The sequence below is a fragment of the Clostridium sp. AM54-37XD genome (assembly GCF_003478225.1).
Classification (GTDB): Bacteria; Bacillota; Clostridia; order Lachnospirales; family Lachnospiraceae; genus Coprococcus; species Coprococcus ammoniilyticus.
Window position 1 is genome coordinate 1 of the sequence record NZ_QUEV01000002.1, and the last position, 14,616, is coordinate 14,616.

15 protein-coding genes are annotated in these 14,616 nt (G+C 38.2%); 11 read left to right on the top strand and 4 right to left on the bottom strand.

All coding sequences use genetic code 11. The features are described from left to right. Positions 1–250 precede the first annotated feature (250 nt). Positions 251–490: a hypothetical protein gene (locus DXA07_RS01805; RefSeq protein ID WP_021944676.1), complete on the top strand. Its 240-nt coding sequence runs from the start codon at positions 251–253 to the stop codon at positions 488–490. 299 nt (positions 491–789) lie between these two features. Here the strand turns inward: DXA07_RS01805 and DXA07_RS01810 are convergent, their stop codons facing one another. Further along, positions 790–2,475, bottom strand: a complete 1,686-nt coding sequence (locus DXA07_RS01810; protein ID WP_118483108.1) for an ABC transporter ATP-binding protein — start codon at positions 2,473–2,475, stop codon at positions 790–792. A 521-nt stretch (positions 2,476–2,996) separates the two neighbouring features. Between DXA07_RS01810 and DXA07_RS01815 the strand changes: the two genes are divergently transcribed. Next, positions 2,997–4,202, top strand: a complete 1,206-nt coding sequence (locus tag DXA07_RS01815; RefSeq protein ID WP_118483110.1) for a lanthionine synthetase LanC family protein — start codon at positions 2,997–2,999, stop codon at positions 4,200–4,202. Between the two features lie 25 nt (positions 4,203–4,227). Here DXA07_RS01815 and DXA07_RS01820 read toward each other — a convergent pair whose 3' ends face one another. After that, complete coding sequence (locus DXA07_RS01820; RefSeq protein ID WP_118483112.1) at positions 4,228–5,049, bottom strand: MerR family transcriptional regulator; 822 nt, start codon at positions 5,047–5,049, stop codon at positions 4,228–4,230. Between the two features lie 110 nt (positions 5,050–5,159). Between DXA07_RS01820 and DXA07_RS01825 the strand changes: the two genes are divergently transcribed. Next, positions 5,160–6,500: an MATE family efflux transporter gene (locus DXA07_RS01825; RefSeq protein WP_118483114.1), complete on the top strand. Its 1,341-nt coding sequence runs from the start codon at positions 5,160–5,162 to the stop codon at positions 6,498–6,500. A 78-nt stretch (positions 6,501–6,578) separates the two neighbouring features. Here DXA07_RS01825 and DXA07_RS01830 read toward each other — a convergent pair whose 3' ends face one another. Next, entirely contained in the window at positions 6,579–6,923 is a 345-nt protein-coding gene (locus tag DXA07_RS01830) for a helix-turn-helix transcriptional regulator (protein ID WP_117822364.1), read from the bottom strand. Between the two features lie 208 nt (positions 6,924–7,131). On the opposite strand from DXA07_RS01830, the gene DXA07_RS01835 reads away from it, so the two are divergent. From DXA07_RS01835 to DXA07_RS01860, 5 genes are all read left to right on the top strand, one after another. Further along, positions 7,132–7,758 carry a DUF4190 domain-containing protein gene (locus DXA07_RS01835; protein WP_117822363.1) on the top strand — a complete coding sequence of 209 codons (627 nt, stop codon included), beginning with the start codon at positions 7,132–7,134 and terminating at the stop codon, positions 7,756–7,758. A gap of 70 nt (positions 7,759–7,828) precedes the next feature. Next, a complete protein-coding gene (locus DXA07_RS13865) occupies positions 7,829–8,185 on the top strand; it encodes a DUF2752 domain-containing protein (protein ID WP_347559484.1) in 357 nt (118 codons plus the stop codon). A 22-nt stretch (positions 8,186–8,207) separates the two neighbouring features. Further along, the gene (locus tag DXA07_RS01845; protein ID WP_117822361.1) at positions 8,208–8,684 is read left to right on the top strand and encodes a zinc ribbon domain-containing protein; all 477 of its coding nucleotides are present in this window, start codon (positions 8,208–8,210) and stop codon (positions 8,682–8,684) included. A gap of 22 nt (positions 8,685–8,706) precedes the next feature. Further along, a complete protein-coding gene (locus DXA07_RS01850) occupies positions 8,707–10,218 on the top strand; it encodes a hypothetical protein (RefSeq protein ID WP_118483116.1) in 1,512 nt (503 codons plus the stop codon). Between the two features lie 196 nt (positions 10,219–10,414). Continuing rightward, complete coding sequence (locus DXA07_RS01860; RefSeq protein WP_147352502.1) at positions 10,415–11,839, top strand: YARHG domain-containing protein; 1,425 nt, start codon at positions 10,415–10,417, stop codon at positions 11,837–11,839. On the opposite strand, the gene DXA07_RS01865 is transcribed toward DXA07_RS01860, so the two are convergent. After that, the gene (locus tag DXA07_RS01865; protein ID WP_182427485.1) at positions 11,805–12,596 is read right to left on the bottom strand and encodes an arginase family protein; all 792 of its coding nucleotides are present in this window, start codon (positions 12,594–12,596) and stop codon (positions 11,805–11,807) included. The genes DXA07_RS01860 and DXA07_RS01865 overlap by 35 nt on opposite strands. Before the next feature lie 299 nt (positions 12,597–12,895). Between DXA07_RS01865 and DXA07_RS13240 the strand changes: the two genes are divergently transcribed. The 3 genes from DXA07_RS13240 (at position 12,896) to spoIIID (ending at position 14,611) form a co-directional block, all read left to right on the top strand. Next, complete coding sequence (locus DXA07_RS13240; protein ID WP_243013845.1) at positions 12,896–13,390, top strand: AAA family ATPase; 495 nt, start codon at positions 12,896–12,898, stop codon at positions 13,388–13,390. Next, the gene (locus DXA07_RS13245; protein WP_243015398.1) at positions 13,378–14,253 is read left to right on the top strand and encodes a DUF4143 domain-containing protein; all 876 of its coding nucleotides are present in this window, start codon (positions 13,378–13,380) and stop codon (positions 14,251–14,253) included. The genes DXA07_RS13240 and DXA07_RS13245 overlap by 13 nt, the downstream gene beginning before the upstream one ends. A gap of 88 nt (positions 14,254–14,341) precedes the next feature. After that, positions 14,342–14,611, top strand: coding sequence for a sporulation transcriptional regulator SpoIIID (gene spoIIID / locus DXA07_RS01880; protein WP_117784465.1), 270 nt, complete (start codon positions 14,342–14,344; stop codon positions 14,609–14,611). Positions 14,612–14,616: the final 5 nt, after the last annotated feature.

Here is a 14,616-nt window from a genome sequence, read left to right on the forward strand (position 1 = left end):
AAACCCCCCCTTTTTGGAATCCTCCATGACCTCTCCTTTAAGAATGAGCCTCAGTATTAATTACTGGGGCTCAAGCCCTTTCTATACACAATTTTTAATTTCTCCCGGATTTTTATTTATGATTTAATTGATACAGCAGAAGGAATGGTATAAACCGATCGCTGGATGTCGATACTCTTTTATAAAGAAAGGAAGCCGGAATGGCTTATATACATGGCGGTTTCTTTTTGTATGAAAAGAGGAATGGGATATGTTATTTAATAGAAGAAACAGGACTGCAGATCAGGTATATCCGGGGATGCGCCAAAGCCGGAAGCATGGTGTGGATAAGAAGCGCCATTTGGGTAAACAGAAGGGCGTGGATGCGGTTCAGGCAGAACTGATGGAGCATTATCAGGATTATATGGAAGAATTTGCGGATGAGCTGTCGGCGTTTGGGGTTGTGCAGGAGATGGAGAAGGACCGGGAGATGCTGGAGGATGAGCAGTAGTTTGCCTGATTCGCATATGCTCCTGCGCAAACTCGCCTCCGGCTCAAACATGCGCCCGCATATGCTGGCAAGCTGTATTTTATAACGGAAATCTTACTGATATTCATTACAGGGGATGTTCAACTAGATAATGCATCTGTGAAAAAATATGCGTACAAAGGCAATTCGAATATCTACAAAAGCAAAAACTATTTGCTTAAAATAGTATGAATTTCTGTTGGGTGGCTGTCGTTCAAACACTAAAAGCAAGAGCGCCAGCCACTTTAAATTTTTTACAAATTCAAATGTAACAAATACTATTATTGAACATTCGCATTATACAGTTCCTTAAAATAAGAATCTGTATGTAATAGTTCTTCAAAAGTCCCTTGTCCGACAATCTTCCCTTCTCTAAAGAGAATAATTCTGTCAAAACCGGCAATGGAATTTAATCTATGTGCAATCGCAATGACCGTTTTATCTTTCATTTTTTGCATAACCGATTTCATTACAATCTCTTCTGTTAAATTATCCATTGCAGATGTTGCTTCATCCAAAATGACAAGTTCAGGGTTTTCAAACCACAAGCGGGCGAAGGCAAGTCTTTGTTTTTCTCCACCTGATAAGCAGGTTCCTTTCTCACCAATTTCAGTATCTAAGCCTTCCGCAAGATTCTCAACCAAATGAGATAGTTGCACTTCACTCAATGCGTCCAGCATTTGTTCTTTTGACACGTTCTTTTCAAATACCAGATTTTCTTTTATTGTTCCATCAAAAACGGGAACATCCTGCGATATATAGCTGACTTTGTCATACAAATTATTAAGGCAAATTCCACTTAACTTCATATCACCTAAGCAGATTTCTCCCTGATTGTATTTTAGTAATCCCAGTAATATTTTAATCACAGTGGATTTTCCAGAGCCACTTTCTCCTACAAAAGCTATTTTTTGTCCCCTTTTTATGAACAGGCTCAAATCATCAATAATTTTCCGTTCTTCATATTGGAACGATATGTTTTTTATCGCTATTTCACCAATGTCCGTATTAATTGCGTTACCATTTCTTAATTGATTATCATCTTTTAAATCTAAAAATTCTTCAAATCTCTTATAGGATGCCTTGTCCAATTTATATTGAACATAAAGTACATTAAAAATAGCGATCGGCGTGTAAGCATTTTCAATCAGCGCAATGAGTGCAACTATAGAACCCACTGTAAGATTTTTTGTTTTCCATGCGTAAAATAAAATACCAATATCTAACATTGCCACAAGTAGCGCAAATATTGTAAAAAATGCTTCATGAATCATATTCATTTTTACTTTTGATGAAACAATATTCTCTTTGGCACTACGAGTTTTCTTTATTTCACTCGGAAACTGTTTGCTCATACGGAATACCAACATTTCCATAAAGCCCCTAACCAGAAAATGATTGAATAGCTCCTCACTGTTCAAAATCTTTTCTTTTATTTTGTATAGAAACTTTAGTAGAATATTGGTTATTATAAAAATAAGCATATAGCCTACAAACAAAATATAAGTAATTATTTTATCAATCTTCCAAATAAAATATACACTAAAAACAATGGTAGGAAGTAAATCACGAATCAAACGTAACCAGAAATTGAATACTACATTTCTGCCTGCGGATGAGCCATTCTCGATCCTTTGAACAAGTTTTCCAGTACCTATTTTCTGATATTCCGTATAATCGATTGTACTTATTTTTCTAAGCGACAAAAGCTTAAAATCCAGATAAATACCATACTCCAATTTCTTTTCTGGATAATTATCCAGATAATTCATACAATAATTTACCAGCAAAATAAGACCGTAGGTTATAACTCCTGCAAATGTAAGTGTTCCAGTCGCCAATCCGTCAATAACCTTCTGAAAATAGTCCGTCTTGTAATTAGCCATAAATGCATTAAATATACCTAGTCCAATGTAAGCTAATACCCATATTCTGTTATTCTTTAGAATTTCTTTTATATAGCGCATAACTGTACTCCTTTATATATTGTAGTTCAATCATTTGGACAGTACAGTTAACGACTGCTAGCAAGTTTATTTTCACCTCAGCACAATCTGCCAACAGTTTACATCAACTGTACTGAGTAATTATCTCGGATATATTTCATATCGTTCTCACCTCTTTCAAATAAAGTATTTCCGTTAATCTTATCATATCAAGTCCCAATATTCTAGCGCCATTTCTATAATTTGTTACCAGATTTTCTTTCCCTTATTTTCCCTTATGAGAGTTCGTAAATAAGGGGAGAACGATATAACACGATACAAAATGTAATGAAAAGGACACTTAATAGTATAGTTATAGTTTGGGTGTGATTTTAAGGCTTGCTTAATTTGAAAATACATGTATAATTATCATATAGAAATACTAGGAAATAAAAGCGATGAAACAGGAATGACTGGAGAAAGAGATAATAAGCAGCGAGATAAACTGGGACAGAGTGAGAAGGTTTTATAGGATATGATAAAGTTACAAAGGAGACGAAGATATGGCAAAGTTGATTACACCGGAGATTTTTCAAAAGAATACAGCAGAAGATTATTTGAAAGCGGCGATCGATACGGCGGAATGGATCGATACGTTGGCGATTAAGACGGAATATGGAAGAATCTGGCAGGCTCTGCCGGAAGGACAGGATGGATACCGGGAGGATGTTCCGTTATTTGCGCCGAAGAGTATGTATGACGGTTCGGCAGGTATTGGTATTTTCTTTATCCGGCTGTATGAAGCAACCGGAGACACACGCTGGCTGACTGAGGCAGAGGAAGCAGCGGCGCATATCATTGCAACGAAGGTTGGCGTGGAATGGTATCAGACGACGCTTCATTCAGAGGTAAAGGGTATTATTCCGGTTCCGGGCTGGGCGGCAGGCCCTTACAATGGCCCGGTTGGTGAGGCATATTTCCTTGAAGACCTGTATCAGGTGACAGGAAAACAGGCGTATCGGGATTATGTATTATATGTTGCGGATGTCCTGCTTGAAGCAGCAGTAACTGATGAGAGAGGACTGCATTGGAGTGATCAGGAGGATATCACCGCAGATGGCGGATTTATCGTATTCTTAGATATCCTTTACCGTAAGACCGGTATAAAGAAATATCTGGAGCTGGCAAAGGAAGGACTTACATATGCAATGAATATCGCAGTTGGAGATGAAACCGGACGATTGATTCCATATCAGGATCATCCGGTAACAGGTCCGACGTATGACAAATATTATCTCAGTACATGTCATGGCCCGGTTGGAAGTACGCTGGCATTTCGTGAATTATATGAGATTACCAGAGAGGAGATCTACCGGAACTGGACGATCGAATTATCGCGTGGTATCGTCCGTGCCGGTGCGCCGGAGAAACATTCCTGGGGCTTCTGGAACTGCCAGTGCCAGTGTTGTGGAACAGCAGGTATTCTGGAGCATTTTGCCGCCATGTATGAATATACCGGAGAGAAAGAGTTCTATGATTATATGATCCGTACTGCTGATGTAATGCTTTCCGATTCAGATCACCGGACACCGGGACTCCGTACCTGGTATGACAGTTGGTGGAGAACGATCCCGACCAGAGTTGTGAGCTATCCGGGATTGTATGTCGGTGTGGCAGGCTGTGCATCCTCGCTGCTCCGTACCTATGCGGCGCTGACAGGTAAGAAGCTGACTAACCTGTACGAATATCATTTCTTTGAGAAGTTTTAAGCGGAGCCTTATATAGAAATGTAGATCATGCTTTTATGGCTACAGTGATCTCGGTAATGTAGTCTTGCGGGTCTTCGGCAGTGAAGCTATCTATAACATTGTGCTCCAGATATTCAGAGGAAGTATGGATGTTGTGTTCATGTTTAAAGGTCATCAGGCGGTCGTAAGTATCGCCGATCGTATCCCAGTGACCGGTGTGGTAGGCGGTGAGATATTTTCCTGCAGGCAAGGTATGGACAGGAAGCCCGTAAGGCTTGTTATCTAACAACAGGGCGACATTATCATAGACAGCGTACTTATCTGATTCGATATGGGAAGCATGCTGGAAATATGCCATATCATAATCATTTTTAAAAGTAGAACCGACCGTTAGCAGAAGATTGATCAGGTCATCGGTTTTTCGATACAGTTCAGCATCTGTAGCGGTCGGTGCTTCTGCATAGAGATAGTATCGTTCTGGGAAGTCAGCAATAAAGATGGCTGTCGGATCGATCTGCATAGCGAAATGGATCTTGCTCTTTTGCTGCGAGATCCATTTTTCCATGGAGCGTAATTTGGCAATCTCCGTATTGATCTGATGTTCACGTTCTTCTAATATATGGAGCATCTTTGCCGGATCACGGTTGGCAAGCTGCTGTTTGATCTCTTTTAACGGCATACCGAGGTCTTTTAATAAAAGGATGGTGTCAAGGATCTCGGTCTGATAGATCGAATAATAGCGGTAACCATTTGGCTGGGTGAGCTCCGGCTGAAATAAACCAATCTCATCATAATGAAACAGGGTTTCTTTTGTTATTCGCATGATCCTGGCGAACTCGCCGGTCGTCATATATATCTTTTTATTCATTTGAATTTCCTTTCATTTTCAAAATTACACTTGACTATAGGGTTACCCTATAGTATATGCTTGGCTTTGTCAATTAGAAAAGTGTTATAAAACGGAGAGGACTTGTTAAAATGGGTAAATCATTAAATCGTCGCATTACGCCATGGTCGCTGCTGAGCTTTGCAGCACCGTCAATCATCATGATGGTATTTATGTCGTTGTATACCATCGTGGATGGTATCTTTGTATCCCGATTTGTCGGAAGTAATGCATTATCATCGTTAAATATCGTATATCCCGTAGTAAATGTGGCGATCGCCATTGCCATGATGCTGGCATCGGGTGGAAATGCGATCATTAGCAAATATCTTGGAGAGGGAAATAAAAAGAGAGCATGTGAGAGTCTGACTCAGTTTGTTACGGTATGTATTCTGGTCAGTCTTGTGATCGTGGTGATCAGTCAGGTGTTCCTGACAGAGATATCCAGACTGCTGGGTTCTAATGAAGTGCTTCTGGCAGACTGTAAAAGTTATCTGGGAATGGTGAGCTTATTCATTCCTGCCTGTATGCTGCAAACGTTGTTTCAGATGTATCTGGTCACAGCAGGACGGCCAACGATGGGCTTGCTGCTTATGATCGGTGCAGGTATTGTAAATGCTGTTCTTGATTACGTATTGATCGTGATCTGTGATATGGGAGTTGCAGGTGCGGCACTTGCAACAGGAATCGGTCAGTGCATTCCCGCGATTGCCGGACTTGTATTTTTCATGTTATCCAAAGGTGAGCTTCGGTTTACCGGATTCAAGCTTTCCTTGCGGGAGCTTGGACATGCCTGCTATAACGGTTCTTCCGAGATGGTATCAGAGCTTTCAAATTCTGTTGTAACGGTATTGTTCAATCTTGTTCTAATGCGTCTTGCAGGAGAAGCCGGAGTTGCGGCTATCTCGATCCTGCTGTATGGACAGTTCTTATTCAATGCATTTTATCTGGGATTTACAATCGGGATCAGTCCGATCGTTGGGTTCCAGTATGGTGCAAAGAATAAGAAAAAACTTCGGAGTATTTATAAGATTGCATTCCTTTTTGTGGCGGTATCGGCGGTTATTCTGACGGTTATTGCAGAGGTGCTCGCGACCTGGATCATTACGGTGTTCACACATGACCCGGCAACATTTGAACTGGCAGAGATCGGATTCAAGATCTTTGCGATCAATTTCCTGTTCAGTGGATTAAATATCACATCCTCCGGTTTCTTCACAGCCCTTTCAAATGGTAAGGTGTCGGCAATCATTTCATTCAGCCGGACATTTATCTTTACGGTGTTAAGCCTTCTGATCCTGCCGCATTTCCTTAAGATCTATGGAGCATGGCTTGCCGTACCGATCGCGGAGGCGGTGACGCTGCTTGTGACGGTGCCGTTTCATAAGGTGTATTTTATTGGCAAGGGGGAGAAGAATTATCTGCGGGGGTAAGTAATAGTGATAAAATTTTATAAGGATAATAAAGAAATACAGTAAAGAGAAAAGCAGGGCGGTTTCGGTTGATAGAAATCAGTCCTGCTTTTGTAGTAATTCGATATAAATTTGCAGATAGCGATTCAAGCGATCTATTTCAGTTGGTGTTCCAGTGTAAAGTATATTTGATATTTCTGGTGGCAGTTTTGACAGCGTACTGTCTTCAGATTTTCCGAATACAATATAATCCAGACTACAATCATACAGATGACAAAATTCAATTAAATTTTTTAAGGAAAGACTGGATTTCCCACATTCGGTATGGGATATGTGCTTAGGACTTACACCAAGCTGGTCAGCTAGAGTTTCCTGAGTAATATTATGGGACTTTCGTATTTCGGCGATTCTTTTTCCTATTGCTATTAAAACATTACTTTCCATACGTGTTCTAGACCTCCTAGATATAGTTTATGTGTAAATCTATGCATTTATAACACTTTAAAAGGTTTAGTAATATTTTAAAATGGTACTTAAAAGGTTTGATTTGAGGGAGAAATGTGATATAATGTGTAAAATCCAAGAAGCAAAAGCTAACACATAAGGATTATAAAAATATATCTTGATAAATGAGACGTAAGGAGGAATTCATATGAAATGCGAATGTGGAAGAGAATATGAGGGCAGCTTTTGTCCTTCATGTGGAAAGCCAGCATCCCAACAATTATCGACGAGTCAGGGAACAACAAATCAAACGACAGAGGGATCAAATACACAAAATCAACAACAGGTATCGAGTAATCAATACGCAACTCAACAGACCGTAGGATATCAGCAGACAGGTTCTGAAATGAAAATGAATCAGGTAGCATATAATCAGAATTATTATACGAGTCAGGGAATATCGAATCAGAATGCTTATAATGGAACATATAATCAGGGATATTATAATAATTCGGGAGCCGTAAACCAGAATTATTATAATGGAACATATAATACTGGGGCATATCCAAGACAAGAAGGAGGAGCCGCAAAAGGATTTTCAATAACAGCCATGGTATGCGGAATTGTTGCTTTATGCTGTTCTTGTTGTTTTTATTATATTTCATTTCCTACGGCAATTGTAGCCGTTGTTTTTGCATATTTATCTATAAAGAAACAGGCAGCGGCTGGAGCAAATCGAGGAATGGCAATAGCCGGAATGGTGTGTGGAATTGTTGCTTTAATACCAGCAATGATCGTATTGTTATGTGGAGCAAGTTTGCTTGATGAAATCTAATAAGTTTAAACAGATATATGGTTTGTTTTTTAAAAGAAGTGTGGCATTATGGATATTTATATTTTTGTTAATGGGGGTACTTGGCATAAAAGTCTTTCACATATCCTTAATAGATTTGATTCCGGCGCATTGTATTTTATACGAGAAGTATGGATTATATTGTACCGGGTGTGGGGGAACAAGGGCTGCAGTAGCATTAATGAATGGACATTTCGTTAAAAGCTTTATATATCACCCTGCTATGATATATTCGGTGCTCTTGCTTATGTTATTTGTATGTTCTGATATTATCAATAATGTATTTAAGACTAAAAAAAAGAAATTACAATTGAGTCCTGGCTGCTTTTACATAATGGTTGGAATCATAATTGGACAATGTCTTATAAAAAATATTCTTTTAATTTTCTTTAATTACAAAATAATATGATACACTTTCAAGGAGACAATATATGAAATGTTGGAATTGTGGATGCGAAGTTAATGATAATTTTTGCTCAAATTGTGGAAAAGCAGTTGGACAGCAGCCAGTAATGGACAACAATTGGGTGAAACAGAATACCTATAGTAGCCCGAATGCATATGGGTATTCATCTACATATAATCAAAATTACATTACGGATACGACGGGAGATAACTATAATCAAACTCCTGAAGAGGAATTGAATCCATTAGTAGGATTTCAAGGGAAATGTTTTTGGGTTGTTACTATTCTGGGAGTTATATTTGCTATTATCTTTTTTTCTAATGGAGATATATTGAGCGGAATTTGTTTAGTAGGTGGAGCATTTACCTTATGTCCACTGGTATTGAATCGGTTACCTAAGAAAAGACAACGTGCTATGGGTTTTGTAACCATTGTTCTTATAGGTGGAGGGTTGTTTTTTACGGGTGATATGGATTGGATAATAGAATTATTAATATGGTAGTTGAAGGAGGAGAGATTGATATATGAAATGTATATGTGGACATGATTTTGATGGGAATTTTTGCCCTTATTGCGGTAGATCCGCAGGCAATATGCAGAATCAAACAAATAATATATCCAATATTAATTTGAACAATTCAAGTGACTCGGAGGAAAAAGAAAGCGGATCAAAGATATTGAGGGAAGCCTATCATGAATCAAAGATGGCACGTTTGAAATGGATGTTTATTGGAATGTTTCTTGTTGCTGTTATAGCTTTTCCAATGGGACATATCATATCGGGTATTGTATTTGCGATAGCCGGAATATTGGCAATGCCTTGGTTGATAAAAAAGGCAGGATCAAAGAAAGTTCTGTTGATTATCGGCAGTGCCATATTGGTGTTGCTTGGTATTTTTACCTGGTACTGGGATGATGCTTTGAGGGAAGAGGGCTGTATTGAATATATTAAGACATATCCGATGGCGACCGCAGATTATACGATAGAGGACTTTTTTGGATTTGCTTATAGTGAGGATGAACTGGATTGGTCGTATGAGAAAGTTGATGATAAAGAATATGTAACAGTCAGTTTTACAGAACCGGATGGTGTGGATGAATCTGTAATATTTGGTTTTAATAGTGATGGCTATCCGGTATTACATGATGTAATTTATGATGGCAAATCAAATGAAAGTCTTTTTGAGGATTACAATAGCCGTTTGTTTGGTGAGAGTGGGACAAAACAGGATAAAACAGAGGAAAGCGTGGTTACGACAGAGCAGCAGACTGTAAATACAACGGAGGCGGCGGAAGAAAAGAGTGAGAAGGCAGATGTATCTTCCGATGTGTATTATCTAATGGAGACTATAGATCAGGATCCATACTGGAGCGTTCAGGTAAAAAATGCGCGTGTCCGGGCAAGAAATGATGGTCAAGGGTTGGAAGTCCATTGCACAGTTTATGTCTATAATAAGGATGAAATGACATCTGGATTTGTATCATCCAATATATTTAGTGATGTTGACAATGATGGAGTAGCCTGCAAAAGAATCTGGTCAGATTGGGAATCTGGTAATTTGGCGGGAAATACAGGAGCTAATGTGGAGGTAGTTTTTGATTTTCCTGCAAATGCAAATGAAGATACCAGTCGCATCAGCATGACAGTGTGTGGAGAATATAAATTATGTCTGGCAACCCGGCCGGGATCAGATGTAACACAGGATGAATCCGTAAGTTATAACGAGAATGATCTGTATTGGTATACAAATTACAGTGCTATGTATACACAAGTAGGAAATGGTTCCAATCTGCAGGTTATTAATATGAGTGATCGTTATTTGCAGTTAATGTATAGTGGCTATACATTGTCATGGTCGTTTGAATTAATACCGGATTATATTAATGAAAATGGGGTATTTATTTATTATTCAGATGGTGCAATGCTGACATATAATCCTCAATATGAAAGAATTTATCTGGCTATATCTGACCGGGATTTGTTTAATGAATATGGAGGAATATACGATAAAAGTGAGTATGAGTATACACCATAGATAAATGAATAGAAGAAAGGGAAGGTGAAAAATATGTTTTGCAGTAATTGTGGAAAAGAATTACAGGATGAATGGGCGGTATGTCCAAATTGCGGACAACCTGTAGAACAGACCTCACCGGAGCAAACTTTCCGAATCTGGTCAGTCTCAGAATATAGAATACAATACTCAGACTTTTGATTATATTCAGCCTGATTTGCAAAATGGCCATAATGATAGAGAGAGCAAGAAGGGAACAGAAACAACTTCATTGACAGGATACCAGAAGTTTCGTTTTTGGAGTGCGACGGTATGTGGCATCATAGTTGCTGTAGTGTTTTTTATTATGGGACAGTATCTGGCTGGAGCAGTTATGATGTTGGCTGCTGTATTATTTTGCCCTTTGATTTTAGGAAAATTTGGCGGATGGAAACGGGCGATATTTATATGCTTCGCTATCCTGGCAGCAGGTTTATCTGCAGAGATCTACTATGCTTCGAATGGGAAAAAGGATGAAGCTTCCGATAAAGTCACTACAAAACAAAGTGAGGTTTCCGAAGATCAGACAGAAATGATAACAGATGCATCAAAGGATTTGTCAACAGATACATCAACAGATGCTCAGGTTACGGAGAAAAATTGTTCAGAGAATACAAGTGAGGCACAGACTGCATACAGTGCAGATATGGTTATTGATTCCGATATGTCAGCACAGGTAGAAACTGTAAATTATACAGGTGTATATTATTTGCCTTACATAAATTATGACGGTGCAGCATGTGACGAAGTAAATAAAAGAATCGAGAAGCTTGCACAGAAATACATAGAAAATACAGATGAATATGGATCGGGTTGTATGGGAATCAGTTATAAATGGACTCTGTATGGCAATATATTATCGTTGATCATACCGCTTCAATTTGATGCAGATATGGTTGAGTATAATGTGTATGTTCTGGATCTGAAAAAGGATAAGCTGCTTACGAAGAAGGATCTGCTTGCAGAACTGAATATAGATGAAGCAGATTATGAACAGGATGCACAGGATACCATGGATGCCTGCTTTTATTCATTGTATGGAAGCTTTAAAGATACAGATGACTATTATGATGTCGTTTACAATGAAACAATAGCGTCTGAAAATGTTGCAGAGGCACTTCCATATATTGATGAAAATGGAACCCTGGGAGCTGTTGCAAAGATTTATTCTATGGCAGGAGCAAATTATTATTACCATATGGTTACGGTATTGGCGTTGGATGGAGCTTGTGAATATAGCGGAGAAAGTGATAATTATAATTCTAAGGTGCTCGCCAATACAGATAACCAGTCAGGCTCACAGGAAACAGGGGATACTTCAGATTCCGAGTATATGCTTCCGAATAGTGATTCTGAATACATATCAGATAGTGACCTGGATGGGCTGACACCGGATGAATGCCGTCTCGCTCTTAACGAAATATATGCCCGCCATGGAAGAAAATTTAATGATCCGGATTATCAGGCATATTTCAATTCCAAGAGCTGGTACAATGGAACGATTGATCCGGATGATTTCGATGATACAGCAATGTTTAATCAGTATGAGCTTGCAAACAGGGATTATATCATCGATTATGAGAAACGGATGGGGTATCGTTAGAAATATGTGATTGAATAAAATCAATCAGCTCATGATTTATACGTTCATTTTTTTCTTCGTCTTCCATGTATTCTGGAAGTGGTAGATCCGGTTGGCATTCACCGCAGATATCGATGCCGCATACGGTTTCATGGCTTAAGATGATGCCAAGCAGATGTTCCAACATGTCAAGTGACATGTCGCCCTGATTCCAGTTGGTTTCTGTGAAACGGGTAGAGAGAACATCTTTATCAATAGAAATATAAAATGGGACACCTGAGAGGATGTTTGCTGATTTCTTTCGGGCAGTCCCATTTTTTAGTTCTTCAGCAGAAAAGGTCAGAAGACGGTCTTTGCGTACTGCATCAATCTGGAAAATGTCGGCTGCTTCCGGTCCGATCAGAATTAACTGTTTCAGATTTGGATTCTGGTCCAGAACAAGCCCCGCCCAGTCACCACAGCTCATCATTCCGTCAACGAGTGGTCGCTGCATATCTGTATGGTGGTCGAATACTACGAGCGAGAACGGTCGTTTGATCTGGTCGGTTGTTATCTTTGTTACATAATGAAAATTCCCGGAGTCAATAAAATGGATACCGTTGATTCCATATGGCATGATGCGTTTCCGGATCTCGGCAGCGGCTTCATCTGAACAATACAGGTCGCAGCCTTCAATGTCAGAGCAGTCGATCCAGTGAAACCGTGGGTTATCCTTCATATCTTCATCGCAGTATACATGCGTAAAATCCAGGATGTAGTTGTTTGGTTTGTTGTTCATTATCAAAACTTCTTTCTTCAATGCATTCCGCAAAATCAGCACCCTTGCAAGCAAGTGATTTTGCGCTCATTATATCATGTGCTTCGCACATTCTATGCATTCCACAAAATCAGCATCCTTGCGAGCAAATAATTTTGCGTTCATTATATCATGGTTCAAAAATAATGTACAAATCTTGTATAAACGGACAAAAAATATAAAAATAACCTTGTATAAACGGACAGAAATGCAAAAATAACCTTGTATAAACGGACAAAGATATGGCATAATATATATGAAAATATGAAAGAAGGTGTAGAATGAGAAGAAAAATAAAAAATGATATTTTGAATTTTTTGAATCAGGATGCCAAAAAGAAGGCTTTGCTTGTTACTGGAGCTAGACAGATCGGTAAAACATATATAATTAGAGAATGTATAAAGGAAACCACAGCTTCTTTTGTTGAAATCAATTTTATTGAGAATAAAGAGGCAAAAAAATTATTTTCGGATTTTAAAAATACACGCGATTTTTTGCTCAGATTATCGGCATTTACAGAAGGTGAATTAATAAAAGGTGAAACGATTATTTTTTTGGATGAGGTACAGGAGTGTAAGGAGATAGTTACGGCAATAAAATTTTTGGTTGAAGAAGGAAATTATAAATATGTATTAAGTGGTTCTCTTCTTGGTGTTGAATTAAAGGATATTCGATCAATTCCTGTCGGATATTTGCAGGTTATAGAAATGTATCCTATGGATTTTGAAGAGTTCTGTATGGCAAACAATGTGAGCAACGGATATTGGACTCATTAAAGGATTGCTTTATAAACAAAAAAGTCGTAGATGAAGTTATACATGAAAAAATGTTGGAATTATTTCGCTTATATTTGATCGTTGGCGGAATGCCAGAGGTGGTTAAGCAATATATTGATACAAATAATCTTCAGAATGTTATTGATTTGCAAAGCCAGATTATAATGCAATATAAAAAAGATATTGCTAAGTATGATCCGGAAAGCAAATTATATTTGGAAGACATATTTGATCTGATTCCAAGTGAATTGAACAATAAGAATAAACGATTTATTATGAAAAATCTTAATGAAAATTTTAAGCTTTCCAGATATGAGAATAGTTTTATATGGCTGAAGGATGCAGGGGTTGCGCTTCCGGTATTTTGTGTATCGGAACCCATGTTACCGTTGCTTATATCCAAATCGACTAATTTATTTAAGTTGTTTCTTGCAGATGTAGGACTTCTTACAGCCATGTATGCAAATGGAATTCAAAAGAAAATGTTGATGAATGAGCTCAATATAAATTATGGTGCAATATATGAAAATGTTGTTGCACAGGAGTTGAAATGTCATGGATTTAATTTGTTTTATTATAACAATAATCGATCTGGAGAATTAGATTTTATTATCGAATATGAAAATTGCGTATTGCCTATTGAGATAAAATCAGGAAAAGATTATGAAAGACATGCGGCTCTTAATAATTGCATGAAAAATCCTAGATATAATATTCATGAGGCGTTTGTTTTCTGTAATGGTAATGTAAATAAAAAAGACAATATTATATATTATCCTATTTATATGGTAACATTTTTGAATAAGGAAAAAAAACTGGGAGATATGATATATAAGCTTGATCTAAGCGCATTAATAGAATAAAAATAATTCTATGTTCATTCCATCAGATAGACATAGACAAAAATTCCTCTGCATACATTGTAAAAATGAGATTTGCAGGGGAATTTTTTTGAGAGATTATATTGAAGAAAGAGCAGAAGAAATTGGACAATATATCGTAGAAAGCGGAGCGACTGTCCGGCAGACAGCAAAGAAATTCGGAGTAAGCAAAAGCACGGTACATAAAGATGTGACGGAACGACTGGTAAAGATCAATCCATTTCTGGCGGCAAGGATCCGGGTTGTTTTGGATGTGAATAAAGCGGAGCGGCACATCCGGGGAGGAATGGCGACGAAGGAGAAATATCTGCATGAGCGGGAAGAACAAGAGGGACAATGAATAAA

Excerpts from the sequence above, each read along its gene's own strand:
- DXA07_RS01805 (WP_021944676.1), top strand. The coding sequence starts at position 251 with ATGTTATTTAATAGAAGAAACAGGACTGCAGATCAGGTATATCCGGGG.
- DXA07_RS01810 (WP_118483108.1), bottom strand. The coding sequence starts at position 2,475 with ATGCGCTATATAAAAGAAATTCTAAAGAATAACAGAATATGGGTATTA.
- DXA07_RS01815 (WP_118483110.1), top strand. The coding sequence starts at position 2,997 with ATGGCAAAGTTGATTACACCGGAGATTTTTCAAAAGAATACAGCAGAA.
- DXA07_RS01820 (WP_118483112.1), bottom strand. The coding sequence starts at position 5,049 with ATGAATAAAAAGATATATATGACGACCGGCGAGTTCGCCAGGATCATG.
- DXA07_RS01825 (WP_118483114.1), top strand. The coding sequence starts at position 5,160 with ATGGGTAAATCATTAAATCGTCGCATTACGCCATGGTCGCTGCTGAGC.
- DXA07_RS01830 (WP_117822364.1), bottom strand. The coding sequence starts at position 6,923 with ATGGAAAGTAATGTTTTAATAGCAATAGGAAAAAGAATCGCCGAAATA.
- DXA07_RS01835 (WP_117822363.1), top strand. The coding sequence starts at position 7,132 with ATGAAATGCGAATGTGGAAGAGAATATGAGGGCAGCTTTTGTCCTTCA.
- DXA07_RS13865 (WP_347559484.1), top strand. The coding sequence starts at position 7,829 with ATGGGGGTACTTGGCATAAAAGTCTTTCACATATCCTTAATAGATTTG.
- DXA07_RS01845 (WP_117822361.1), top strand. The coding sequence starts at position 8,208 with ATGAAATGTTGGAATTGTGGATGCGAAGTTAATGATAATTTTTGCTCA.
- DXA07_RS01850 (WP_118483116.1), top strand. The coding sequence starts at position 8,707 with ATGAAATGTATATGTGGACATGATTTTGATGGGAATTTTTGCCCTTAT.
- DXA07_RS01865 (WP_182427485.1), bottom strand. The coding sequence starts at position 12,596 with ATGAACAACAAACCAAACAACTACATCCTGGATTTTACGCATGTATAC.
- DXA07_RS13240 (WP_243013845.1), top strand. The coding sequence starts at position 12,896 with ATGAGAAGAAAAATAAAAAATGATATTTTGAATTTTTTGAATCAGGAT.